Raw genomic sequence first — 24915 nt, forward strand, 5'->3', positions numbered from 1 at the left:
CGGTCAACAGGTTGGCGTGTGGAGCTGATGCCCTGGGGGACCGCATGGGCCAGGATGCATCCATCGATAACCAGAGGATGGAAGCATGGACGGTACTTCTGCAAGTCCCCAACAGATGAACGCACAACAGCGTGCGGCGCATATCCGTGACGTGGTGCTGGCCGAAGGCGTGCGCCTGCGCCAGCAGCACCCCTGGCTGCTGCATCAGGACGCCCTGGGCGCCGGCATCCTGGCCTTTGCGTTGCTCGGCATGCTCGGCTCGGCGGCGCTCTACATCAGCGGTCACATGGCTTGGTGGGCGTGCCTGCTGATCAATGCGTTTCTCGCCTCGCTGACCCACGAGCTGGAACACGACCTGATCCACAGCATGTACTTTCGCAAGCAGCGCATCCCCCACAACCTGATGATGGGCCTGGTCTGGCTGGCGCGGCCGAGCACGATCAACCCGTGGGTCCGCCGTCATCTGCATCTGAACCACCACAAGGTCTCCGGCACCGAGGCCGACATGGAGGAGCGCGCCATCACCAACGGTGAACCCTGGGGGCTGGCGCGGCTGTTGATGGTCGGTGACAACGTCATGTCGGCGTTTATCCGAATGCTGCGGGCCAAAACCTGGAAGCACAAACTCAGCATCCTCAAGCGTGCGCTGCTGGTCTACGCACCGCTGGCGCTGCTGCATTGGGGCGCGTGGTATGTGTTCCTCGGCTTTCACGCGGCCAATGGCGTCGCCAGCCTGCTGGGGGCGCCCATCGAGTGGTCGGCCGGCACCTTGCAGATGATGCACGTGATCGACATCGCCGCCGTGGTGATCATCGGCCCCAACGTGCTGCGCACCTTTTGCCTGCACTTTGTCAGCTCCAACATGCACTACTACGGCGATGTGGAGCCGGGCAACGTGATCCAGCAGACCCAGGTGCTGAACCCGTGGTGGCTGTGGCCGCTGCAGGCGTTCTGCTTCAACTTCGGCAGCACCCACGGCATCCACCATTTTGTGGTCAAGGAGCCGTTCTACATCCGCCAACTGACCGCCAGGGTCGCGCATCAGGTCATGGCGCAGATGGGCGTACGCTTCAATGATTTCGGGACGTTTGCGCGGGCCAATCGGCTTGGCTTTCCACCGCCTGCAGCGTCTCGATCAACGCCTTCGCCGCAGGCGACAAGCGCACCCCAGCGCGGCTGATCACGCCGCAGCGGTTGCTCAGGCTGTCGAGGGCGTGGGGCAGGTTGCGCCAGTGCAGTACCTGCAACGCGCCGCTGGCGAACGCTTCGACGAAGGCTTCTTCGGCGCCCAGGCCAATCGCATCGGACTGGCGCACGATGCTCGCCAGTGTCGAGAACTGCTCAAGCTCGATGGCGGGCACAAAGTCGATACGCCCGCTGAGGTTGGCCAGCAGTTTGCGAATGCCCGGCGCGATCAGCGGCGTGGCCAGCGGGTAGCCGAACAGGTCGTTGGTGGACAGGCTGTCCTTGGCCAGCAACGGGTGCCCGGCACGGCAGAAAAACACACTGCGCCGGGGTGTCAGGGCCCGGGTCTGGAAGTTCGGGTCGGCCTCGAAGTGGCGCACATCGGCGATAAAAAACTCGATCTCTTCGCGGCTCAGGCTACGCCCGAGTTTTTCCCAGTTATCCACCTGCAACGCGCTGCGCACCTTGGGGTAGGTGGTGATAAACCGCGCGAGGGCCTGGGGCACCAGATTGACCGCCGCCGCCCCATCACTGCCAAAACGTACTTCACCGGCGTCGAGCTTGGTCATGCGCGTGACTTCGTGGCTGAGCAACGCCGCGCCTTGCACCAGGCTCAGGGCATGTTGCAGCACCACCTGGCCTTCGGGGGTGGGGCGCAGCTCCTTGTGGGCGCGGTCCACCAGCACGCAGCCGAACTCCTGCTCCAGGCCCTGGATGCTGCGGCTGAACGCCGGTTGCGTGATGCCCATGGCGTCGGCGGCACGCACGAAACTGCGGTGCTCGTTGAGCGCGATGAAGTAGCGCAGTTGGCGAAGATCCATGGGGCGCCCGGCGTCCAAGAGGGGGAACCGGGATTTTAAGGGGCTTGCTTATTCCGTCAATGAAGCATGTTTGTTTTATCTAGATCTTAAATGCATATCTATAGAGCGGCTGCCGTGCGGTAGGTGGCCGGGCTGAACACTCGTGTCACCACCAGCATTGCCACGGCGGTGACGGTCAGCACCACCCAGGCGCTGACAAAATTGCCGCTCAGTTCGCGCAGCCAGCCGGTCATCCACGGCGACACCGCGTTGATCAGGAAGCCCACGCCCTGCACGAAGGCCGCCAGTTGCCCGGCTTGGCGCGGGTCGCGGTGATGGTCGAGGGTCAGCAGCAGGCTCAGGGCAAAACACGCGCCCAGGCCGAAGCCGCACAGCGCCACCCACACATGGGGAAATTGCAGCGGGGCCATGATCAGCCCCAGGTACCCGATGGTCTGCGCCAGCAGGCTGATGCCGAGCAACGGCCGCCGGTCGATGCCGCGTTGCGCCAGCACCGGCATCAACAGCGCGGCGAGCACCTGGAAGATGGTCATGAACGCCAGCAACGAACCGCTGGGCAGTACGCCCCAACCCAGTTGCTGATAGAACGCCGGCAGCCACGCCACCAGGCTCATGTAGCCGCAATTGACCAAGCCGAAATACAACGCCAGCAGCCAGGCGCGGCGGTTGCGCAGGCCCTTGAACGCCGGTATCTGCCTGGCGCTTTTCGCCGCACCGAGGGGCAAACAGGCCCACAGCAACAACGCCGCCAGCGCGGGCAGCAGCCACACGCCGAGCCCTGCCTGCCAAGCGCCGAACTGCGTGGCCACCAGCGGGCTGAGCAGCGCCGCCAAACCGCCGCCGGCCATCAACGAGGCCGAATACACGCCCATCGCCACCGGCACGCGGTGCTGGAATTCGCGCTTGATCATCGCCGGCACCAACGCCTGGATCAGCGCCACGCCCGCACCCCCCAACAGCGCCGTCACCAGCAGCGCCGCGCCCTGGCCCATCAGCCAGCGCGCCAGGCACGCCAGCAGAATCATCATCAGGCCCAACGCGATGCCGCGCCGCTCGCCCAGTTGCGCCTCGACGCGCACGCCGACCAGTGCGACCAGGCCCATGCAAATCACCGGCAGGCTGGTGAGCAGGGCGCTGCTCTGAAAACTCAGGCCGGTGGCCAGGCGGATTTCGCCGAGCAACGGGCTGATGGAACTGAGGATCGGCCGCAGGTTGAGGCCCAACACGATCAGCAGGCCCCAGCCGGCGAAGGATTTATTGAGGGTCATGCGGCGCCCTTGCGGCAGGTAAATGAGGCGTGAGTATGGGCAGCGCCGCAGGTATTCTGAAATTAAATATAACCATGCCAATCAGTGGCAAGTTGAATGGTGAGCGCCATGTTCGATCCCGTGTTGTTACGCAGCTTTGTTGCCGTAGTGGACTGCGGCAACTTCACCCGCGCCGCCGAGCGCCTGCACCTGACCCAATCCACCGTAAGCCAGCAGATCCGCCGCCTGGAGGACGTCGCCGGTTGCCAGTTGCTCGACCGCGATCAGCGCCGCGTGGTCGCCACCACCGAGGGTGAGCGCTTGCTGGCCTACGCGCGGCGCATCCTGGCGCTGCATGAAGAGGCCGCCGACGTGCTGATCAACCAGCAAAGCGACGGCGTGCTGCGCCTGGGCGTGCCGGAAGATTTCGCCTCCGAGCGCCTGCTGCCGCTGCTCTCGGCGTTTGTCGGGGCGTATCCACGGGTGCGCCTGGAAGTCACCAGTGGCCTGGGCCCCGAGTTGCAGCGCCAATACCGCAGTGGTGAGTTCGACGTGCTGCTGGTCAAGCAGATGGGCGACAGCGATGACTGCCTGGCCTCGTGGCCGGAGCCATTGTGCTGGGTCGACAGCCGCAGCATGCCGTGCCTGGACCGCGAGCCGCTGCCGCTGGTGGCGTTCCCGGTGGGCGGGCTGTACCGCAACGAGATGCTGCAACACCTGGAAGTCGGCGGCTGGCGCTGGCGCATCGGCTATTCCAGCGCCAGCCTGGCAGGTGTGTGTGCGGCGGTGGCGGCGGGCTTGGGTATCAGCTTGCTGCCGGTACGGGTGGTGCAGGCCGGGCACCAGATCCTCGGTGAGGACAGCGGCCTGCCGGTGGTGCAGGGCGTGCGCCTGGCGTTGTATGCGCGCAGCGGCCTGGGGGCGGCGGGGCAGTGTCTACAGAGCGAGTTGTTCGATTTATGTGCAAACAGCCCGTGTTGAGCCATGCCTTTGCTGAATATTTTGTATGCCTGTAAAGCATTGAAAAAACACGCCTCGGCGCCAGGCCACGAACGACGTGGGTTTGGCGTTTCAGTCCGGCTCGGTTATGCAGTTTCGGTCTATGTATAACTTTAAAGATTACTTTAAGAGATAAGCGTCTGGCCCCGATGATTCAGTCCTCGACGGCCTTCCAACGCAGGCCCGTCGGTTTTTTGTTTGAAAACCGTAGGGAGTGAATCCATGGGCAATGTCCAGACCGCCGCCAGTGCACACGAGGCGCAATGGCGCCAGGCACCGGGTGGTGAGTTGGTCGACCTTGGCCGGCCGCATCGCGCGCCGCTGGGGCAACTGCGCACGCAGCAAACCCCCAAGCGTTTCTCCAGCCGTCGCGAAGGCATTCTGCTGGGTTTGCTGGTGCTGGCCCTGCACGCTGCGGTGATCTACTGGGTGGCGCAGAAGCCGACACCGGTGCTGCCGATCGTGCCGCCGGAAATTCCGCCGATGACCATCGAATTTTCCCAGCCGGCGCCGCCGGTGGTCGAACCGCCACCGCCTGTGCCGCCACCACCGCCGCCGCCCGTGGTTGAGCCACCGCCGCCCGTGGTGGATGAGTTGGCCGCCAAGCCGGCGCCGAAAAAGCCGATTCCAAAACCCAAGCCCGTGCCGAAGCCGGTGCCCAAGCCTGAGCCCGCCCCCAAACCGGTCGAGCCGCCGCCCGCACCCCCGACCCCGGCACCGCCCGCACCGCCCGCGCCACCGGCACCGGCGCCGGTAACGCCCGCTTCGGCCAACGCCGCGTATTTGAAGAACCCGGCGCCCGAATACCCGTCACTGGCCCAGCGCCGTGGCTGGGAAGGCACGGTGTTGCTGCGGGTGCAGGTGCTGGCCAGTGGCAAGCCGGGTGAGATCCAGATCCAGAAGAGCAGCGGTCGCCAGCAACTCGACGACGCCGCGCTGGCTGCGGTGAAGCGTTGGAGCTTCGTACCGGCCAAGCAGGGCGACGTCGCCCAGAACGGCTGGGTCAGCGTCCCGATCGATTTCAAGATTCACTAACTATTCGGCTGCGGTGTGTTGCACACGCCGCGACCTGCACAGAGGGAAGACATCATGGCATTAGCATCTCCACTTGAATCCATCGAAAGCGCGGTGATCTGGCTGCTGGTGGTTTTTTCGGTCGCCACCTGGGGCCTGGCCCTGCTCAAGGGCGTGCAGTTCGGTCGCCTCAAGGCGCAGGATCGCAAGTTCCATAAACAGTTCTGGGCGGCGTCGAGCCTCGACTCGGCCGCCGAGCTGGCAGAAACCCAACCCGGCGCCGCAGCCCGTGTGGCCCAGGCCGGTTACGCCGCGATCCAGGTGGGCGAGACGCCACACGCTGCCGACCTGAGCCAGGCCATCAACCACCAGGACCGCCTCGAACGCGCCCTGCGCCAACAGATCGTGCGTGAACGCCGTTCCCTGGAGACCGGCCTGGCCGTGGTCGCCAGTATCGGCAGCACCTCGCCGTTCATCGGCCTGTTCGGCACCGTGTGGGGCATCATGGAAGCGCTCAAGGGCATCAGTGCCGCCGGTTCCGCCAGCCTCGAAACCGTGGCCGGCCCGATTGGTGCCGCACTGGTGGCCACGGGTGTAGGTATCGCCGTCGCCGTACCGGCGGTGCTGGTCTACAACTACTTCCTGCGCCGTCTCAAGCTGACGGCTGCGGACCTCGACGACTTTGCCCACGACTTCTACAGCCTGGCGCAGAAAAATTCGTTCCGCGTGCTGCTGCACCCGACCCTGAACAAAACCGCGGCCGGCAACCCGCAGAAAGTGAAGGAGGCGTCCTGAGATGGCCTTCTCCACGCAAGACAGTGATGAGGTACTGAGCGAGATCAACGTCACGCCGCTGGTGGACGTGATGCTGGTGCTGCTGGTGGTGTTTATCGTCACCGCGCCGCTGTTGACCAACGCGATCCCGATCAACCTGCCCAAGACCGAGGCCGTGGCCCCGGTGGAGCAGAAGGACCCGCTGGTGGTGAGCATCGACGGCGCCGGCAAAGTGTTTATCAACAAGGACGAAATCCAGCCGGACCTGCTGGAATTCAACCTGCAGGCGGCGAAAGCCAAGGACCCCGATGTGCGGGTGCAACTGCAGGCTGACGATGGTGTGAACTACGGCGAAGTGGCGCGAGCCATGGCGTCGATCGAACGTGCGGGCATTACCAAGTTGTCGGTGATTACCGCCCGTTGATTGCAAAAGCCTCGACAAGTTTTTGGCCGTCTCCTTGGCAGGGTGCGGCCTTTTTTTTGCCTGGAATTTAACCAGCAACACAAACGCCAGCCTGGAATGAGGGCCCCTGTGGGAGCGGGCTTGCTCGCGAATGCGGTGTACCAGTCGGCATCTTCATCGCTGACCCACCGCATTCGCGAGCAAGCCCGCTCCCACATTTGGATCTTTATTGGGTTTAAGTTTTTGGTTATTAATAAATAGCTTCTTATTCCTTAACGAATATAAACCTCGTCCCTATACTGTCCTACAACGTTAAACGCTGCAGGAGGGCACACCCATGCACAGCGAGTCGATTCGTTATCTGATCGTGCCGGGCTGGCAAGGATCGCCAGAAGATCATTGGCAAAGTCATTGGCAGAACAGCCTGCCCAACAGTGCACGCGTGGAACAGGCCGACTGGCTGACCCCGCGCCGTGAAGACTGGGTGGCCGCGCTGGCCGAGGCCATCGCCGCCGACAGCACGCCGGTGATCCTGATCGCCCATAGCCTGGGGTGCATCACCGTGGCGCATTGGGCTGCGACTGCCCCGGTGCAGTTCTTGCGCCAGGTGCGGGGTGCCTTGCTGGTGGCCCCGGCCGATGTCGAACGGCCTGCCTGCTCGCCTGCCTTGCGTAATTTCGCACCGATTCCCACTGACCTGCTGCCGTTTCCGAGCCAAGTGGTCAGCTCCGACAACGACGCCGCCGTCAGCGCCCCGCGGGCCCTGGAGCTGGCGCGTCACTGGGGCGCCGAAGCCGGCATCCTCGCGGGTGCCGGGCATATCAACGTGAAGTCCGGCCACCAGCGCTGGGAACAGGGCTTCGCCTACCTCTATCGCCTGCAAAGCCGCCTCGAGCACCACGCCCGGCGCAGTGCCTGAACACTTTTCAACGCCCCGTCCCTGAGTGGATCTGGGGCGGGAGCCTGCCATGAGTCTGCATGAAACCTACGGCCAGCCATTGCTGACCTTTCCCGACGCCGATAAAAGCCCGTTGAGCATCCGCGCCAAGGCGCTGGTGTTTGTCGACCCACGCTCGCGCCAGTTGCGCGAAGACCTCGAAAGCCTCGCGCCCCGCGCCCTGCCGGTGTTGATTCGCGGCGAGACCGGCAGCGGTAAAGAGTTGCTGGCGCGGCATATCCACCGTGGCAGCGATCGCGGCGGCTTGTTTGTGTCGGTCAACTGCGGTGCGATCAGCCCGACCTACGCCGACGCCGAGCTGTTCGGCTACGCCGCCGGTGCCCACAGCGGCGCGGCCAGCAGCCGGGCCGGCTGGTTCGGTTCGGCCAACGGCGGCACCTTGTACCTGGACGAGATCGGCGACTTGCCGCTGCCGATCCAGGTCAAATTGCTCGCCGCCCTGGAAAACCACGAAGTCACCCGCGTCGGCGCCCATCAGCCAAGCCCGGTGGATGTGCGCCTGGTTGCCGCCACCAGCATCGACCTGGCCCAGGCCGTGGCGGCGGGCAAGTTCAATGAGCGCCTGTTCCATTACCTGAGCGAAGGCCAGCTGGAGTTGCCAGCACTGCGCGAGCGGGTTGGCGACATCCTGTCCCTGGCCGAATATTTTCTCGGCATCTACAGTCAGCGCCTGGACCTGCCGGTGCCGCTGATCAGCGATGCGGCCCAGCAGGTGCTGGAACAACACAGTTGGCCGGGCAATACCCGCGAGCTGGAAAACGTCATTCACTTTGCCTTGCTGGTAAGCAGTGGCGACGAGATCTTGCCCGAGCATTTGAATCTGCCCGTGGCCGGTTCGCCCCTTGAGCAGGTGCAGCGGATTTTCAATAACGCCAGCGCCGCTGAACGGGAAAGCTTGCGCAACTTTCTATCTCAAAAAGCAGCTACATGAACAAAATGGAATATCAACGTGAATAAAAGATATTGTTCGGGAATAAAAAATCTAGGTATTGTCCGCTTCACGCCGCGATAGCACATCGCTGGCACACCACATAACAAGCGGCCGTCACCGACGCCCCGGAATTAAGGACACTGCATGAAAAAGGTTCTGTTGTTTACCGCACTGACGGCTGCCCTGACTGCAAGCTTCGCCCAGGCCAACGAGAAGCTGGTGGTTGCTGCCACCCCGATCCCGCACGCCGAGATCCTCGAACTGGTCAAGCCAACCCTGGCCAAAGAAGGCGTGGACCTGGAAATCAAAGTCTTCACTGACTACGTACAACCCAACGTACAGGTCGCCGAGAAGCGCCTGGACGCCAACTACTTCCAGACCCTGCCGTACCTGGAAAACTTCAACAAGGGCAAGGGCACCAACCTGGTCACCGTGGTTGGTGTGCACGTTGAACCCTTCGGCGGTTATTCGAAAAAGATCAAAAATATTTCCGAGCTCAAAGATGGCGCCACCGTGGCCATCCCGAACGAAGGCTCCAACAGCGGCCGCGCCCTGTTGCTGCTGCAGAAAGCCGGCGTGATCACCCTGAAAGACCCGACCAATGCCTTGTCCACGCCAAAAGACATCAAGGACAACCCCAAGCACCTGAAATTCAAGGAGCTGGAATCGGCCCTGCTGCCACGTGTGCTGGACCAGGTTGACCTGGACCTGATCAACACCAACTACGCCCTGGAAGCGGGTCTGAACCCGGCCAAGGACGCGCTGATCATCGAAGACGCCAAGTCGCCGTACGTGAACTTCCTGGTGGCTCGCCCGGACAACAAGGACAGCGACGCGATCCAGAAGCTCTCCAAGGCCCTGACCAGCCCGGAAGTCAAAGCTTTCATCGAGAAGAAGTACAACGGCGCGGTAGTGCCTGCGTTCTGATGTAGCCCAAAACCCCTTCAAGGTTTCAACGCCGACGGCTCCTACAGCGTCGGCGTTTTTTATTGCCTGAAATTTGGAATGCAATCAAACCTGTGGGAGCAGGCAAGCCAGCTCCCACAGGAGATTTGTGTAGGTTTGCAAGGGTTAGCTTTTTGCGTGATATGAATATGCTATTTGGGTATTTAAAATTTCTTTTTTATACCTTTAAAGTCTGCGCTACCCGGCGTTACCCACGCCGGCTCGAACCGCGCACGCCGCATTACCCCTGTGGCGTTTTGGACTTCCGATGACCTTCGATTTCGCGTTTATCCTCAGCACCCTGCCGGCGTTTCTCAACGCCGTCGGGGTGACGCTGCAAGTCGGCCTGATCGCCATTGCCACCTCGCTGCTGGTGGCGCTGATCAACGCTGCGCTGCTGGTGTTTCGCACGCCCTACCTGTCGCGCCTGGTGGCGCTGTACGTGGAGCTGGCGCGCAACACGCCGCTGCTGATCCAACTGTTTTTCGTCTACTTCGCGCTGCCGGCCCTGGGCTTGAATATCTCCGGGTTCTGGGCGGCGATCATCACCATGACGTTCCTCGGCGGCGCCTACCTCACCGAAGTACTGCGCGCCGGGGTGGAAGCGGTGCCGCTGGCGCAGATCGAGTCGGGCAAGTCCATCGGCCTGTCCGACTGGCAACTGCTGCGCCACGTGATCCTGCCCCAGGCCGGCATTCTCAGCCTGCCGGCGCTGTTCGCCAATTTCATCTTCCTGCTCAAGGAGACCACCGTGGTGTCTGCCGTGGCGGTGCCGGAGATTCTCTACACCACCAAAAGCTACATCGCGCTCTACTACAAGACCTACGAGATGCTCGCCGTGCTGACGCTGATCTGCGTGTTGCTGTTCTTGCCGCTGTCGCTGCTGCTCAGCCGCCTGGAAAGGAGGCTCCAGCATGGCCAGTTCGGGTCTTGAGTTGCTGTGGGTGTCGTTGCCGCAACTGGGCAAGGGCGCTGCGCAAACCCTGTCGATTTCCTTCTTGAGCATCGCCTTCAGCACCGTCGGCGGCGTGGTGTATGGCGTGTTGCGCAGCTTGAACAACCGCCTGCTCAACGCGGTGTTGCGGGTGTACCTGGAGCTGTTTCGCGCGATCCCGGTGCTGGTGTGGCTGTACCTGCTGTTTTTCGGCCTGCCGATTTTCTTCGGCCTGAGCATTCCGAGCTTCTGGTGTGCGGTGCTGGTGCTGTCGTTGTGGGGGGCCAGTGAAGTCGGCGAAGTGGTGCGCGGCGCGTTGCATTCGCTGCCCCGTGGCCAGCGAGAGGCGGGCTTGTCGATTGGCCTGTCCGGTCCGCAGCTGTACGGCTACGTGCTGCTGCCCCAGGCGCTCAAGCGCATGACGCCGCCGACCATCAACGTCTACACGCGCATCATCAAGACCAGCTCCCTGGCGGTGCTGATCGGCGTGGTGGACGTGATCAAGGTCGGTCAGCAAATCATCGAACGCACCTACGAATCCGTGTTGATTTACGGCGTGCTGTTCCTGTTTTTCTTCTTTATCTGCTACCCGTTGTCGGCCGCCTCCAAGGTGCTGGAACGGCGCTGGGCCCAAGCATGAGCGCATTGATCGAGTTTCAGGGTTTCAACAAATTCTTCGGCGAAACGCAGGTGCTCAAGGGCATCGACTTGCGTGTGCGCAGCGGCGAAGTAGTGGTGATCCTCGGCCCCAGCGGCTGCGGCAAAAGCACCTTGCTGCGCTGCCTGAACGGGCTGGAAGTGGCCCACAGCGGTAGCCTGCGTTTTGCCGGCAACGAGCTGTTGGACACAAGCACCGACTGGCGCCAGGTGCGCCAGGACATCGGCATGGTGTTCCAGAGTTACCACCTGTTCCCGCATATGAGCGTGCTCGACAACATCCTGCTCGGCCCGCTGAAAGTGCAAAAACGTGACCCCCGCGAAGCCCGCGAGCAAGCCGAAAAACTCCTCGAACGCGTCGGCCTGGCCGACAAGCGCGACGCCTTCCCGCGCCAGCTCTCCGGCGGCCAGCAGCAACGCATCGCCATCGTCCGTTCGTTGTGCATGAACCCGCAAGTCATGCTGTTTGACGAAGTCACCGCTGCCCTCGACCCGGAAATGGTCAAGGAAGTGTTGGAAGTGATCCAGGGCCTGGCCCGCGATGGCATGACCCTGCTGATCGTCACCCACGAAATGGCCTTCGCCCGCGCCGTCGCCGACCGCGTGGTGTTTATGGAGGCCGGGCGCATCCTCGAACACAACACCCCCGAAGAATTCTTTACGAACCCGCAAACCGCACGCGCGCAGCAGTTCCTGGAGAAGTTCTCCTTTGTCTCAACACTGCCCAAGAAAACCAAGGAACTGGAGCTGCTATGAAAAAACTACTGCTGCCACTGTTGGCCGTCGCCGTACTGGCCGGCTGCGATAAAAAGGCCGAAGAGCCGGCCAAACCCGTCGCCGCTGCCACGAGCTACATCGACAAGATCAAGGCGCGCGACAAGCTGATCGTCGGCGTGTTCACCGACAAGCCGCCGTTCGGCTTCGTCAACGAAGCCGGGCGCTACGTTGGCTTCGATACCGACATCGGCCGCCAATTCGCCAAGGATCTGCTGGGCGATGAAAACAAGGTGGAATTCGTCGCGGTCGAGCCGGCCAGCCGCATTCCGTTCCTGCAAAGCGACAAGGTCGACCTGATCCTCGCCAACATGACCGTGACGCCGGAGCGCAAGGAAGCGGTGGACTTCACCAACCCCAACCTGAAAGTCGCGGTACAGGCCCTGGTGCCCAACGACAGCGCGGTGAAAAGCCTGGATGACCTGGCGACCCGCACCACCATCGTGACCACCGGCACCACCGCCGACATCTGGCTGACCAAGAACCACCCGGACTGGAAACTGCTCAAGTTCGAGAAAAACTCCGAGTCGCTGCAAGCGTTGTCGGCGGGTCGTGGTGACGCTTATGCGCAAGACAACCTGGTGCTGTTCAGCTGGGCCAAGCAGAACCCGGGTTACCGCGTGCTGGAAGAGAAGCTCGGCGATGAAGCGCCGATTGCGCCGGCGGTGAAGAAGGGCAACGTTGAGCTGCGTGACTGGGTGAATGCCGAGTTGGCGAAGTTGGGTGAGGAGAAGTTCCTGCTCAAGCTGTATGACCAATATGTGCGTAAAGAGCTGAGCGATGACACCAAGCCTGAGAGCGTGATTGTTGAAGGGGGCAAGTGGCAGGGTTGATCCTTTGCTTTTGTGGTGACTGAACTACCGCTTTCGCGAGCAAGCCCGCTCCCACATTTTCCCGCATTCCAAAGGAAGAACTCGGTCAAATGTGGGAGCGGGCTTGCTCGCGAAGAGGCCCTCCCAGTCACAACTTACTCCGGCCAATGCCAAGCCGGCGCATCCAACATCCCCTGCCCGACAATCCGCGTCTCCCCCAACACCTTCTCCAACACAATCGAATTGCACCCCGCATCCTGCTGCAACGCCGCAATCAACCGGCTGGCATGGGACACCACCCACACCTGGCAGTGCTCGGACGCCTGGATAATCAAGCGCGCCAACGCCGGCAGCAGGTCCGGGTGCAAGCTGGTCTCGGGCTCGTTCAGCACCATCATGGTTGGCGGCCGTGGAGTCAGCAGCGCCGCGATCAGCAGCAGGTAACGCAAGGTGCCGTCCGACAGCTCCGCCGCCGACAATGGCCGCAGCAAGCCTTCCTGATAGAACTCGATCGCAAAGCGCCCGCCCTGCAACGGTTGGATATTCAGGCGCGCACCGGGGAAGGCGTCGCTGACCGCCTGCTGCAACGCCTCTGGGTCGCCTATCTCGCGAATGGTCTGCAACGCCGCCGCCAGGTCGCGCCCGTCATGGTGCAACACCGGCGTGCGGGTGCCCAGTTGCGGTTGGCGCACCGGCGCGTCGGCGTCGCTGCGAAAGTGATCATAAAAGCGCCAGCCGCGAATGTTTTCGCGCAGCAGCAACACCTCCGGCGAGCCGCGCAGGCTGCCGACCTGATCGAACAGGCTGTGGTAGTTCGGGGTGTGCTGGGCCAGCACGTCCCATTGGCGACCGTCGCGGGCGCGTACCATCGGCCCGGAACGCTGCACCAGCAGGCTGGCCGGGCGGTAGATGGGGCCGGCCCAGATGCATTCTTTCTTCACTTGCGGATCAAGGGCGAAAAACGACAGGGTCTTTTCCGGCAGGCCGAGGGAGATGGCGTAGCTGAAATCTTCGCCGGCAAAGCCCAGGCGCAGGCGTTTGACGCCTTGGCGCACCGTGGACTCAACCGGCACCTCGCCGCTTTTCATGCGGCGGCTGAGGGTTTCCGGCCCGGCCCAGAAGGTCGAATCCAGCCCGCCCTCACGGGCCAGCGCATTGATCACTCCGCCCTGGGCGGTTTCTGCCAGCAGGCGCAGGGCGCGGTACAAGTTGGACTTGCCGCTGCCATTGGGGCCGGTCACCAGGTTCAAGCGGGCGAGGGGCACCACCAATTTATTGATCGAGCGGTAATTGGCCACCGCGAGGGTCTTGAGCATCGGTCACCTACCGGGTGCGGGTTGAGCGGGCTTGCCCGCGCCGGGTGGCGCAGCCGCCCCAATCGAGACACCGCAGTGTATAAGAAATACCGAGTTGCCTGGGTTGGGCCGGCTGCGCCACCCGCTCGCTACACAGATTCCATGCACGGGGGGAACGCTGAACTAAGCTCACAGTCGCATACACATCTGACCTATCGCGTCACGCAAAGGAGCCTGCATGGGCGGTCGTATTTGCACCTGTATTATCGGACTGGGTTTGCTGACATTGCTCGGTGGTTGTGGCCAGGAAAAAGCCGAGCCCAAACAGCATTCGCGGGTGTTTGTGCACACTGTGCAGCCAACGGATTTCGCCGCGGCGGTCACGCTCACCGGGGACATCCAGGCCCGTGTGCAGACCGACCTGTCGTTCCGCGTCGGCGGCAAAATCATCCAGCGCATGGTCGACGTGGGTGACCGCGTCAGCGCCAAGCAGGTGCTGGCCAAGCTCGATCCCAAGGATTTGCAGACCAACGTTGATTCCGCCCAGGCCCAGGTCGTGGCCGAGCAGGCGCGGGTCAAGCAGACGGCCGCCGCCTTTGTGCGCCAGGAAAAGCTGCTGCCCAAGGGCTACACCAGCCGCAGCGAATACGACGCCGCCCAGGCCGCGCTGCGCAGCAGCCAAAGCGCCCTGGCCGCCGCGCAAGCCCAATTGGCCAACGCCCGCGAACAACTGGGCTACACCGCGTTGATCGCTGAGGCGCCGGGCGTGATTACTGCGCGTCAGGCCGAAGTCGGCCAAGTGGTGCAGGCCACCGTGCCGATCTTCAGCCTGGCCCGCGACGGCGAACGCGATGCGGTGTTCAACGTGTATGAATCGCTGCTGATGGAGCCGCCGCCGGATGCGCCGATCACTGTCAGCCTGTTGGAAAACCCCAGCATCAAGGCCCAAGGCAAAGTCCGCGAAGTCACCCCGGCCGTGGCCGCCAACACCGGCACCGTTCAGGTGAAGATTGCCCTGGAGGCGCTGCCCAAGGGCATGCAACTCGGCTCGGTGGTCAGCGCCACCGCCAGTGGCCCGGCCAGGCCCAGCATCGAGTTGCCCTGGTCAGCCCTGACCAAAGACCTCAACGAACCGGCTGTTTGGTTGGTCGACGGCGACGGCAAGGCGCAGTTGCACAAGGTCAGCGTGGCGCGGTATCTCACCGGCAAAGTCATCATCGGCGACGGCCTCAAGGGCGGCGAAAAAGTCGTGGTGGCCGGTGGGCAACTGCTGCACCCCGGCATGCTCGTCGAGATCGCCCAACAAGGAGCCCAGCCATGAAGCACCTGACGGCCATACTCGCCGCCAGCCTGTTGCTGGCAGCGTGCTCCAAGCAGGAACCCGCGCCTGAGCCCGTGCGCCCGGTGCTGTCCATGGAAGTGAAAGCCGAAGACCAGGAAACCCTCGGCCGCTTCGCCGGCACTATCCAGGCCCGCTATGAAAGCAACCTGGGGTTCCGCGTGCCCGGCCGTATTGCCCGGCGTGCCGTGGATGTCGGCGCAGAGGTGGAGAAGGGCGCCTTGCTCGCGGTCCTCGACCCCACCGACCAGCAAAACCAACTGCGCGCCGCCCAAGGCGACCTGGCGCGCGTGCAGGCGCAATACATCAATGCCCAGGCCAACGCGCGGCGCCAGCAGGAACTGTTCAACCGTGGCGTCGGCGCCCAGGCTCAGCTGGACATCGCCCAGACCGACCTGAAAACCACCCAGGCCTCCCTCGATCAAGCCCAGGCCGCCGTCAACCAGGCCAAGGACCAGCTCAACTACGCCGAGTTGCGCACCGACCACGGTGGCATCGTCACCGCCTGGAGCGCCGAGGCCGGCCAGGTGGTCAGCGCCGGCCAGCAAGTGGTGACCCTGGCGCGCCCGGACATCAAGGAAGCGGTGATCGACCTGCCCGCAGGCCTCGCCGAGCGGCTGCCCCATGACGTGGTGTTCCTGGTTGCCGGGCAACTGGACCCGAGCGTCAACACCACCGCCATCGTGCGCGAGATCGAACCCCAGGCCCAAAGCGCCACCCGCACCCGTCGCGCGCGCCTGAGCCTGGCCGAGACGCCGCCCGCGTTCCGCCTCGGCACAGCGATCAGCGTGACCTTGAGCAGCGCCATCGCGCCGCGTATCGAACTGCCCCTGAGCGCCTTGCAGCAAGTCGACGGCAAGAGCCGCATCTGGCTGCTCGACACCCAGAACCAGACCGTGCAGCCGCGTGAGGTCAGCGTCATCAGCCGTGACGCCAGCAGCGCCGTGCTCAGCGGCGGCGTACAGCCCGGTGAACGTATCGTCACCGCCGGCGTGAACAGCCTGAAACCCGGGCAGAAAGTCAAAATCGACGAGGACAGCCCGCGATGAAAGGCAGCTTCAACTTATCCGACTGGGCGCTCAAGCATCAGTCCTTCGTCTGGTACCTGATGTTCGTCGCGCTGCTGATGGGCGTGTTCTCCTACATGAACCTGGGCCGCGAGGAAGACCCTTCCTTCACCATCAAGACCATGGTGATCCAGACCCGCTGGCCGGGCGCGACCCAGGAAGAAACCCTCAAGCAGGTCACCGACCGCATCGAGAAAAAACTCGAGGAACTGGACTCCCTCGACTACGTGAAAAGCTATACGCGGCCGGGCGAGTCCACGGTGTTCGTCTTCTTGAAGGACACCACCAGCGCCAAGGCCATCCCGGAAATCTGGTACCAGGTGCGCAAGAAGATCGACGACATCCGCGGCACCTTTCCCCAAGGTTTGCAGGGGCCGTCGTTCAACGACGAGTTCGGTGATGTGTTCGGCTCGGTCTACGCGTTTACCGGCGACGGCCTGTCGATGCGCCAGTTGCGCGACTACGTCGAGCAGGTGCGCGCCGAGATCCGTTCGGTGCCGGGGTTGGGCAAGGTCGAGATGATCGGCCAGCAGGATGAAGTGATTTACCTGAACTTCTCCACGCGCAAACTCGCCGCGCTGGGCATCGATCAGCGCCAGGTGGTGCAGAGCCTGCAATCGCAGAACGCCGTGACCCCGGCCGGGGTGATCGAGGCCGGGCCGGAGCGGATTTCCGTGCGCACTTCGGGGCAGTTCGCCTCGGAGAAGGACCTGGCCGACGTCAATCTGCGGCTCAACGATCGTTTTTACCGGCTGGCGGACATCGCCGAGATCAGCCGTGGCTACGTCGACCCGGCGCGGCCGCTGTTCCGGTTCAACGGCCAACCGGCAATCGGCCTGGCCATCGCCATGCAGAAGGGCGGCAATATCCAGGCGTTCGGCGCGGCCCTGCACGGGCGCATGGATGAGCTGACCGCCGACCTGCCGGTGGGCGTCGGCGTGCACAAGGTGTCTGACCAGGCCGAAGTGGTGGAGGAGGCTGTCGGCGGCTTCACCAGCGCGTTGTTCGAAGCGGTGATCATCGTGCTGGTGGTGAGTTTTATCAGCCTCGGCCTGCGCGCCGGGCTGGTGGTGGCGTGCTCGATTCCGTTGGTGCTGGCGCTGGTGTTCGTGTTCATGGAATACAGCGGCATCACCATGCAGCGTGTGTCGTTGGGCGCGTTGATCATCGCCCTCGGGCTGTTGGTGGACGACGCGATGATCACCGTGGAGATGATGATCACGCGCCTGGAAAAAGGCGAAACCAAGGAACAGGCGGCGACTTACGCCTACACGTCGACGGCGTTTCCGATGCTCACCGGCACCTTGGTGACGGTCGCCGGCTTTGTGCCGATCGGCCTCAACGCCAGCTCGGCGGGCGAGTACACCTTCACCCTGTTCGCGGTGATTGCCGTGGCGATGCTGGTGTCCTGGGTGGTGGCGGTGCTGTTTGCGCCGGTGATTGGCGTGCATATCCTCAGCGCCAAAGTGAAACCCCACGATGCCGAGCCGGGGCGGATTGGCCGGGCGTTCAACGGCGGCATGCTGTGGGCCATGCGCAACCGCTGGTGGGCTATCGGCATCACCGTGGCGTTGTTCGTGGCGTCGGTGTTTTCCATGCAGTTTGTGCAGAACCAGTTCTTTCCGTCGTCGGACCGCCCGGAGATCCTGGTGGACCTCAACCTGCCGCAAAACGCCTCGATCAATGAGACGCGCCGCGCCGTGGACCGTCTTGAGGCGATCATCAAGGACGACCCGGACATTGCCCGCTGGAGCACCTATATCGGCCAGGGCGCGATCCGTTTCTACCTGCCGCTGGACCAGCAACTGGAGAACCCCTACTACGCGCAGTTGGTGATCGTGAGCAAAGGCCTGGAAGAGCGCGGCGCCCTGATCGCGCGTCTGCAAAAGCGCCTGCGCGACGATTTCGTCGGTATCGGCAGCTTTGTGCAGCCGCTGGAAATGGGCCCGCCGGTGGGGCGGCCGATTCAGTATCGGGTGTCGGGCAAAGACACTGACCAGGTGCGCAAACACGCGATCGAGCTGGCGACCTTACTGGACAAAAATACGCACCTGGGCGAGATCATTTACGACTGGAACGAGCCGGGCAAAGTGCTGCGGGTGGACATCGCCCAGGACAAGGCGCGGCAGTTGGGGTTTTCTTCGGAAGACGTCGCGCAACTGATGAACAGCGTGGTCAGTGGCGCATCCGTGACCCAGGTGCACGACGACATCTACCTGATCAATGTGGTCGGTCGCGCCGAAGACGCCGAGCGCGGTACGCCGGAAACCTTGCAGAACCTGCAGATCGTCACGCCCAACGGCACCTCGATCCCGCTTTTGGCGTTCGCCACCGTGCGCTATGAGCTGGAGCAACCGCTGGTGTGGCGCCGCGACCGCAAGCCGACCATCACCATCAAGGCCTCGGTGCGCGATGAGATGCAGCCCACCGACTTGGTCAAACAGCTGGCGCCGACCATCGAAAAATTCAGCGCCGGTTTGCCGGTGGGCTACAAGGTCGCCACCGGCGGCACCGTGGAAGAAAGCGGCAAGGCCCAAGGCCCGATTGCCAGCGTGGTGCCGTTGATGTTGTTCCTGATGGCGACGTTCCTGATGATCCAGTTGCACAGCGTGCAGAAGATGTTCCTGGTGGCGAGCGTCGCGCCGCTGGGGCTGATCGGCGTGGTGTTGGCGCTGATCCCCACGGGCACGCCGATGGGGTTTGTGGCGATCCTCGGCATCCTCGCGCTGATCGGCATCATCATCCGCAACTCGGTGATCCTGGTGACGCAGATCGATGAATATGAGCAGGCGGGTTTTACCCCGTGGGATGCGGTGGTGGAGGCCACCGAACATCGGCGTCGACCGATCCTGCTGACGGCGGCGGCGGCGAGCCTGGGCATGATCCCCATCGCCCGCGAAGTGTTCTGGGGGCCGATGGCCTACGCGATGATTGGCGGGATCATCATTGCCACGTTGTTGACCCTGTTGTTCCTGCCGGCGCTGTACGTGGCCTGGTACAAGATCCGCGAGCCGAAACAGGAGCAACAGGCCGAATAAGGTCAAAAAATGTGGGAGCGGTCTGTCAGTTAAAAGTGTGCTGACTGACCCACCGCCTTCGCGGGCAAGCCCGCTCCCACATTTGGATCTCCACATGCCTTTTGGCTTGTGGGAAACCTCCTGAAATATTGACTGCGGTCGTTTGAGGCTGTGCAGTGTTCTACCCTCTCGACCTTCACCTCAAACGGTCGAAGAAAATGAACTGGCATCGTCACCTTTTGCTGCTCTGCACATTCCTCATCTCCCCGCTGGCCCTTGCCAGCACCGTCCTCGAAAACCCGCTATGGCGTATCGAACTCGACCCCGCGACCCTCGCCATCCGTGCCACGCCCAGCGGCCAGGCGCCGGTACAGGCCTCTAGCGGCGTTGCCGCGCGCGCGGTCAGCGATCTCGCGCAGAGCGCCCAGCAAGCCAGTTGGCAGTGGGGAGCCTTTCGCGTCACGGCCAGCCTTGCGCAACGCGACCTGATGCTTGCCATCACCGCACGCGAACCGGGTGAATTAACGATCCTTCGACAACCCGCCAGCGCCCTCGGCAAGGGCCTGATCTGGCCGTTGGCCGAAGGGCATTACGTGCCCGTCGACAATGCCGTCTGGAGAGCCTTTCTGGTGGAACAGGGCGACCTCAACACCACCCAGGACCTCAGCCTGCCCTTGTGGGGCATGGACCACGGTGCCTTCACCTTGAACTGGCTGTTGACCAATCCTTACAACAACCGCCTGAGCTGGAAAGACGCGCTGGCGTTGTCGGTGGCCCACGAATTCACCGCGCTGGACCCCACCGAGCCGATGACCTTGGTGTTGCACCTGGGCGATGCCGATCCGCTGGCCGGCGCCAAGCGTTATCGCCAATGGCTGGTGGAGCAGGGCCGTTACGAGCCGCTGGCGGACAAGCTGCGGCAAACCCCCGAGGCCGAGAAGCTGCTGGGCGCCAGTCACGTCTACCTGTGGGGCAATGACCTGCTGGCGCCGGAGGATGTGCGCGACTGGCCGCTGCTGATCCAGCGGCTGCGCGGGCACGAACTCAAGGGGTTGCTGGACAAGGAAGCCGCGCAGATTCTCGCGCAAACCCGTGTGTTGAACCGCTATGAACAGACCGTGCTGTTGCGCGGCCTCAACGCCGCCATCAACACCAAAGCCCGCCAGAGTTGGCAGGTGGATGAACCGGATATGACCCGCCTCGCCTCGCGTTATGGCCAGCTGCGCAATGAGCTGGCGGTGGCGTTTGCCGGGGCGTTGAGCGAGCGTCCTGAACGCTGGGGCAGCCAGACGGTTCAAGCGCTGCGCGATGCGGGTCTTACGCGCTTGTTGCTGACCCTGGGCGACGGTTGGGAAGGCGGCCTCTGGCACCCGGAAGCGATCCGCGCCGGGGTCGACGCCGGGTTTCTGATGGCGCCGTACGACTCCTATGAAACCGCGTTGTCCGCCAGCGAAAACCCGGACTGGACCACCGCCCACCTGGGCCGCCAGGCCTACCGCGACTGCGCGATCGTGTTGAAGAACGGCAAGCTCAAGGCCGGCTTCCAGCAATCCGGCCACTACACCGACCCGCGCTGCGTGCGCCCCCTGCTCGAAGCACGGGCGCAAGCCGTGCAGGCCAAGGCCGGTTTCAACGCCTGGTTTCTTGATGCCTACGCCACCGGCATGGTTTTCGACAGCTATCGCAACGGCACGCCCATGACCCAGGCGCAAAATGCCGCTGGCAACATCGATGCTTCGCGCTGGCTGAACACCACGCTCAAGTTGCCCACGGGTTCCGAAGACGGCAATGCGATCACGGCCCAGGGCATCCTGTTTGCCCATGGCATGCAAACGCCGGTGATTGGCTGGGGTGATCAAGCGATGACCCAGGACAAGCAGTCGCCCTATTACGTCGGCAATTGGTTCCCGCCGGAGCAACCGACGGTGTTCTTCAAGCCGGTGCCGCTCAAGGAACCGTTTCGCACCGTGCATTTCGAGCCGGGCATGCGCTTGCCGCTGTATCAGGCGGTGTTCCATGGCTCGGTGATCACCACGCACCACTGGCTGTTCGACAGCCTGAAACTGAGCAATGTGCAGGTGGCGAACGAGCTGACGCAACTGCTCTACAACGTGCCGCCGCTGTATCACCTGAGTGCGTCGACGGTTGAGCAGCGGCTGCCGCTGATTCAGCGCCAGGACCGGTTTTTCCGGCCGCTGCACCAGCGCTTGGCGACCCAGGCGATGACCGGGTTCCGCTGGCTGACGGACGATCGGCAGGTGCAGGAGACCACCTTTGCGGATGGCACGCGGTTGGTGGCGAATTTTGCGGCGGTCCCGAGAGAGGGTTATGCCGCGAGCAGTGTTACGGTGTTAGTGGTGGGTGAGAAACCGGTGGTGTATCAGGTCGATTAGCGGTGGCTTTGAGAACTTCGCGGGCAAGCCCACATTGGAACTCGGTCAAATGTGGGAGCGGGCTTGCCCGCGAAGGCGCCAGACCAGACGCCCCTAAAGCCTGCGCCACACACTGGCCAACCAGGGCTGCTGCTCTCGGGGCAGCCCCGCCGGCCGGTAGTAATGTTCCAACTCCACAAACCCGGCCTCAGCCAGCAATGCCTGCCACGCCTCAAGATCGTGATAAGACCCATACCGCGGACCATTCCAACCTTCCTGGTTATCCCCGCGCGGGTTGGAGCTGAACAACACGCCCCCCGGCTTCAACGCCCCATGCAGCTGCTTGAGCACACGCGGCAGTTCCTGCTTGGGAATATGGAACAGCACCGCATTGGCGAAAATCCCGTCAAAGCGTCCGGCCGGCAGCGCCAGCTTGAGAAAGTCCTGCTGCAACACCTCGCAGCCACTGTCCTGGCGCGCCATCTGCGCGAACCGCTCGGAGCCATCCAGGCCCACGGCGATATGCCCCATGCGCGTAAAAGTCTGCAAGTCGCGCCCCGGCCCGCAGCCGAAATCCAGCACGGTAAACGGCGGCGTACCCTGGATATGCCGCAGCAGCGCATCGATGTTCTGGCTCACATCGTGGTCGCGGGTGCCTTCGCGGAAGTCCTCGGCCACCTTGTTGTAGTGGCCGAGGGTGGTGGAGGTGATCTGGTCGAGGTCGTCGGGCTTGAGCGTCATGGCGGGTAATACCGGGCACTGGAATGCCCCGACTATACCTCACCGCTTGTTGAGCACCCGCGCCAACCGATCGCCACCCAACTGAATGAACGCCACCAGCACCACCAGCAACACAATCACCGTGAGCATGATCTGCGTGTCAAAGCGCTGGTAGCCGTAGCGGTAGGCAATGTCACCCAAGCCTCCTGCGCCAATTGCACCGGCCATGGCCGACGAATTGATCATCGTCACCAAGGTAATGGTAAAGCCGCCGACAATCCCCGGCAGGGCTTCCGGCAACAGCACGTGCCAGATGATGTGCCAGCGGCGGCAGCCCATGGCCTGTGCGGCTTCGATCAAGCCGTGATCGACCTCACGCAGGCTCACCTCGGCAATCCGCGCAAAAAACGGCGTGGCGGCGATGGTCAGCGGTACGACCGCCGCCCACACGCCGTAAGTGGTGCCGACGATCAGCCGGGTGAACGGGATCAGCGCCACCATCAGGATCAGGAACGGAATCGAGCGGAACAGATTGACGAACGCCCCCAGCACACGGTTCAGCGCTGGCGCCTGGTAGATGCCGCCCTTGTCGCTGGTGACCAGGAACACCGCCAGCGGAATCCCCACCAGCAGCGCGATCAACGACGACACACCGACCATCAGCAAGGTGTCGATGGCACCCTGCAACAAACGATCAAACCACATAGCCCAGCACCTCCACCTGTTGCGCCCAGTTCGCGGCGCGGTTGCGCAATTCGTCGGCGCTGTGGGGCGCGCCATTCACCGCCAGCAACAATTGCCCGAGCGCGTGGCCCTGGATGCGCTCCACGCCGCCTTGCAGCAGGCGCACGCGCCCGCCGAGGGCAGCGAACAGTGCCGCCAGGTCCGGCTCGTCGGTGTCGCTGCCGGTGAATTGCAAACGCAGCACCACGGCCGCCGCGGCCGACGCCGGCGAGGCCTGCAGCCGCTCTTGCAGCTCTGGCGGCAGCCCGTGTTGCAGCGGCGCCAGCAGCGTCTTGCTGACCTCATGCTGCGGGTCGCCGAACACCTGCCACACCGGGCCTTGCTCGACGATATGCCCGTGTTCCAGCACCACCACGCGGTCGCAGATCTCGCGGATCACCGCCATCTCGTGGGTGATCAATACGATGGTCAGGCCCAGGCGCTGATTGATCTCGCGCAGCAGGCCGAGGATCGACTGGGTGGTCTCCGGGTCGAGGGCCGAAGTGGCTTCGTCGCACAGCAGGATCTCGGGGTCGTGCACCAGCGAACGGGCGATGCCCACCCGCTGTTTCTGCCCGCCGGAGAGCTGCGCCGGGTAAGCCTTGTGTTTGTCCTGCAAACCCACCAACTCCAGCAGCTCGCGCACCTTCTGTTCGCGTTGGGGCTTGGGCACACCGGCGACTTTGAGCGGCAATTCGACGTTCTGCCACACGGTCTTGGCCGACATCAAATTGAAGTGCTGGAAGATCATGCCGATGCGCCGACGCAGCGCCACCAGGCGATCTTCGTCGAAGTCGCCGATGTCCACCTGATCGATCAGCACCCGCCCGCTGCTGGGTTGCTCCAGGCGGTTGATGGTGCGGATCAGCGAGGACTTGCCCGCGCCGCTGCGGCCGATGATGCCGAACACTTCCCCGCGCTGGATCGCCAGGTCGATACCCTGTAAGGCATGCACCTTGCCGTCATAGCTCTTGCCCAGGTTGATGAAGCGCACATGGGCACGGTTCAGCGCCGGGTGCAGTTCGGTCTGCTCGGCGTCCCTGGGCGGTGTGCCCGGGTCGCGCAGTCGAGAGTGGGCGGCGGTCATTTCTTGGCTTCCCAACCGACCTGGTAGAGCTTGCCCAGGGATTTATCCAACGCGGCGCGCACCACCGGCGAGTGCTGGTAGATGTCGACGAACTTGATCACCCGTGGGTCGCTCGTGCCCTTGGGCTGGGTGACGAACTGGATCACGTATTCCGGGTGGTCGAGGCCGTCGAACAGCAGCGCCGACTCGGCATCGAAGGTCTTGGACAGGCGGATGTACGCCGGGTAGCCCTGCACCAGGTCGGCATCGTCATACGCGCGCACCAGTTGCACCGCCTCGACTTGCAGGATCTTGAGCTTTTTCGGGTTGCTGACGATGTCTTCTTCGGTGGCCTTGTAGCCCACGCCCGGCTTGAGGGTGATCAAGCCCGCCTTGGCCAGCAATTGCAGGCCGCGGCCGCTGTTGATCGGGTCGTTGGCGATGGCCACGCTGGCGCCCTGGGGCAGGTCATTGATGCTTTTGAATTGCTTCGAGTACAGGCCGACGTTGTTGATGATCCCCGGCGCGTACGGCACCAGGTCAAAACCGGCGGCGGCCTTGGCGTTTTCCAGGAACGGGATGTGCTGGAAGTAGTTCACGTCGATGTCACCGGCGGCCAGGCTGACGTTGGGCGCGATCCAGTCGGTGAACTCCACCAGCTCGACTTTCAGGCCTTGCTTGCCGGCTTCGGCGACGGCGGCTTCCAGCGGGATGGCGAAGGCGGCGGTGGTGCCGACTTTCAGCGGTGCGTCGTTGGCGAACACCGCCGAGCTGAACAGGCCGAGGGCCAGGGCCAGTGCTTTGACTGGGTGGGCGAGCAGGGTTTTTTTCATAATGATTGTCCAGTCATAAGGTATTGGTA

The 24915-nt window shown here is 63.3% G+C and carries 23 protein-coding genes; 16 read left to right on the top strand and 7 right to left on the bottom strand.

Annotation, left to right across the window (positions count from 1 at the left end; genetic code table 11):
- Positions 1-85 precede the first annotated feature (85 nt).
- Positions 86-1180, top strand: coding sequence for a fatty acid desaturase (locus tag AC3ISR_RS01010; RefSeq protein ID WP_489324550.1), 1095 nt, complete (start codon positions 86-88; stop codon positions 1178-1180).
- Here the strand turns inward: AC3ISR_RS01010 and AC3ISR_RS01015 are convergent.
- Together AC3ISR_RS01015 and AC3ISR_RS01020 are read right to left on the bottom strand one after the other, a co-directional pair.
- Positions 1071-2006, bottom strand: a complete 936-nt coding sequence (locus AC3ISR_RS01015) for a LysR family transcriptional regulator (RefSeq protein ID WP_226456689.1) — start codon at positions 2004-2006, stop codon at positions 1071-1073. The genes AC3ISR_RS01010 and AC3ISR_RS01015 overlap by 110 nt on opposite strands.
- Positions 2007-2104: 98 nt before the next feature.
- Positions 2105-3274 carry a CynX/NimT family MFS transporter gene (locus tag AC3ISR_RS01020; RefSeq protein WP_192298504.1) on the bottom strand — a complete coding sequence of 390 codons (1170 nt, stop codon included), beginning with the start codon at positions 3272-3274 and terminating at the stop codon, positions 2105-2107.
- Positions 3275-3382: 108 nt separating this feature from the next.
- Here AC3ISR_RS01020 and AC3ISR_RS01025 point away from each other — a divergent pair, with 108 nt between their 5' ends.
- The 11 genes from AC3ISR_RS01025 to AC3ISR_RS01075 all read left to right on the top strand — a co-directional run bounded on the left by AC3ISR_RS01025 (position 3383) and on the right by AC3ISR_RS01075 (position 12475).
- Positions 3383-4234: a LysR family transcriptional regulator gene (locus AC3ISR_RS01025; RefSeq protein ID WP_192298503.1), complete on the top strand. Its 852-nt coding sequence runs from the start codon at positions 3383-3385 to the stop codon at positions 4232-4234.
- Between the two features lie 240 nt (positions 4235-4474).
- Entirely contained in the window at positions 4475-5287 is an 813-nt protein-coding gene (locus AC3ISR_RS01030; protein WP_192298502.1) for an energy transducer TonB, read from the top strand.
- A 51-nt stretch (positions 5288-5338) separates the two neighbouring features.
- Positions 5339-6061, top strand: a complete 723-nt coding sequence (locus AC3ISR_RS01035) for a MotA/TolQ/ExbB proton channel family protein (protein WP_192298605.1) — start codon at positions 5339-5341, stop codon at positions 6059-6061.
- Between the two features lies 1 nt (position 6062).
- The gene (locus AC3ISR_RS01040) at positions 6063-6464 is read left to right on the top strand and encodes an ExbD/TolR family protein (RefSeq protein ID WP_124526239.1); all 402 of its coding nucleotides are present in this window, start codon (positions 6063-6065) and stop codon (positions 6462-6464) included.
- Positions 6465-6780: 316 nt separating this feature from the next.
- The gene (locus AC3ISR_RS01045; RefSeq protein WP_192298501.1) at positions 6781-7362 is read left to right on the top strand and encodes an alpha/beta hydrolase; all 582 of its coding nucleotides are present in this window, start codon (positions 6781-6783) and stop codon (positions 7360-7362) included.
- A gap of 49 nt (positions 7363-7411) precedes the next feature.
- The gene (locus AC3ISR_RS01050; RefSeq protein WP_192298500.1) at positions 7412-8332 is read left to right on the top strand and encodes a sigma 54-interacting transcriptional regulator; all 921 of its coding nucleotides are present in this window, start codon (positions 7412-7414) and stop codon (positions 8330-8332) included.
- 144 nt (positions 8333-8476) lie between these two features.
- Positions 8477-9259, top strand: a complete 783-nt coding sequence (locus tag AC3ISR_RS01055; protein ID WP_192298499.1) for a MetQ/NlpA family ABC transporter substrate-binding protein — start codon at positions 8477-8479, stop codon at positions 9257-9259.
- A 286-nt stretch (positions 9260-9545) separates the two neighbouring features.
- Positions 9546-10211, top strand: coding sequence for an amino acid ABC transporter permease (locus tag AC3ISR_RS01060; protein WP_065941074.1), 666 nt, complete (start codon positions 9546-9548; stop codon positions 10209-10211).
- On the top strand, positions 10192-10851 hold the full coding sequence (locus AC3ISR_RS01065) for an amino acid ABC transporter permease (protein WP_192298498.1): 660 nt from the start codon (positions 10192-10194) through the stop codon (positions 10849-10851). Before AC3ISR_RS01060 ends, AC3ISR_RS01065 begins: the two co-directional genes overlap by 20 nt.
- Positions 10848-11624 (top strand): amino acid ABC transporter ATP-binding protein, encoded by a 777-nt coding sequence (locus tag AC3ISR_RS01070; RefSeq protein WP_192298497.1) that lies wholly within the window; start codon positions 10848-10850, stop codon positions 11622-11624. The genes AC3ISR_RS01065 and AC3ISR_RS01070 overlap by 4 nt, the downstream gene beginning before the upstream one ends.
- Positions 11621-12475, top strand: a complete 855-nt coding sequence (locus tag AC3ISR_RS01075; RefSeq protein ID WP_192298496.1) for a transporter substrate-binding domain-containing protein — start codon at positions 11621-11623, stop codon at positions 12473-12475. Before AC3ISR_RS01070 ends, AC3ISR_RS01075 begins: the two co-directional genes overlap by 4 nt.
- Positions 12476-12609: 134 nt before the next feature.
- Here the strand turns inward: AC3ISR_RS01075 and AC3ISR_RS01080 are convergent, their stop codons facing one another.
- On the bottom strand, positions 12610-13770 hold the full coding sequence (locus tag AC3ISR_RS01080) for an AAA family ATPase (protein WP_192298495.1): 1161 nt from the start codon (positions 13768-13770) through the stop codon (positions 12610-12612).
- 217 nt (positions 13771-13987) lie between these two features.
- Here AC3ISR_RS01080 and AC3ISR_RS01085 point away from each other — a divergent pair, with 217 nt between their 5' ends.
- The 4 genes from AC3ISR_RS01085 (at position 13988) to AC3ISR_RS01100 (ending at position 21565) form a co-directional block, all read left to right on the top strand.
- Positions 13988-15070, top strand: coding sequence for an efflux RND transporter periplasmic adaptor subunit (locus AC3ISR_RS01085; protein WP_489324551.1), 1083 nt, complete (start codon positions 13988-13990; stop codon positions 15068-15070).
- Complete coding sequence (locus tag AC3ISR_RS01090; RefSeq protein WP_489324552.1) at positions 15067-16137, top strand: efflux RND transporter periplasmic adaptor subunit; 1071 nt, start codon at positions 15067-15069, stop codon at positions 16135-16137. Before AC3ISR_RS01085 ends, AC3ISR_RS01090 begins: the two co-directional genes overlap by 4 nt.
- Entirely contained in the window at positions 16134-19193 is a 3060-nt protein-coding gene (locus AC3ISR_RS01095) for an efflux RND transporter permease subunit (protein ID WP_192298492.1), read from the top strand. The genes AC3ISR_RS01090 and AC3ISR_RS01095 overlap by 4 nt, the downstream gene beginning before the upstream one ends.
- A gap of 197 nt (positions 19194-19390) precedes the next feature.
- Positions 19391-21565: a glycoside hydrolase gene (locus tag AC3ISR_RS01100; RefSeq protein WP_489324553.1), complete on the top strand. Its 2175-nt coding sequence runs from the start codon at positions 19391-19393 to the stop codon at positions 21563-21565.
- 93 nt (positions 21566-21658) lie between these two features.
- Here AC3ISR_RS01100 and AC3ISR_RS01105 read toward each other — a convergent pair whose 3' ends face one another.
- The 4 genes from AC3ISR_RS01105 to AC3ISR_RS01120 are packed head-to-tail and all read right to left on the bottom strand — an operon-like array spanning position 21659 to position 24886.
- Positions 21659-22285, bottom strand: coding sequence for a class I SAM-dependent methyltransferase (locus tag AC3ISR_RS01105; protein WP_226456700.1), 627 nt, complete (start codon positions 22283-22285; stop codon positions 21659-21661).
- A 39-nt stretch (positions 22286-22324) separates the two neighbouring features.
- On the bottom strand, positions 22325-22969 hold the full coding sequence (locus tag AC3ISR_RS01110) for a methionine ABC transporter permease (RefSeq protein ID WP_017736886.1): 645 nt from the start codon (positions 22967-22969) through the stop codon (positions 22325-22327).
- Positions 22959-24074, bottom strand: a complete 1116-nt coding sequence (locus AC3ISR_RS01115; protein WP_489324554.1) for a methionine ABC transporter ATP-binding protein — start codon at positions 24072-24074, stop codon at positions 22959-22961. The genes AC3ISR_RS01110 and AC3ISR_RS01115 overlap by 11 nt, the downstream gene beginning before the upstream one ends.
- Positions 24071-24886, bottom strand: a complete 816-nt coding sequence (locus AC3ISR_RS01120) for a MetQ/NlpA family ABC transporter substrate-binding protein (RefSeq protein WP_489324555.1) — start codon at positions 24884-24886, stop codon at positions 24071-24073. The genes AC3ISR_RS01115 and AC3ISR_RS01120 overlap by 4 nt, the downstream gene beginning before the upstream one ends.
- Positions 24887-24915: the final 29 nt, after the last annotated feature.

Source organism: Pseudomonas sp. GL_117 (genome assembly GCF_057835125.1).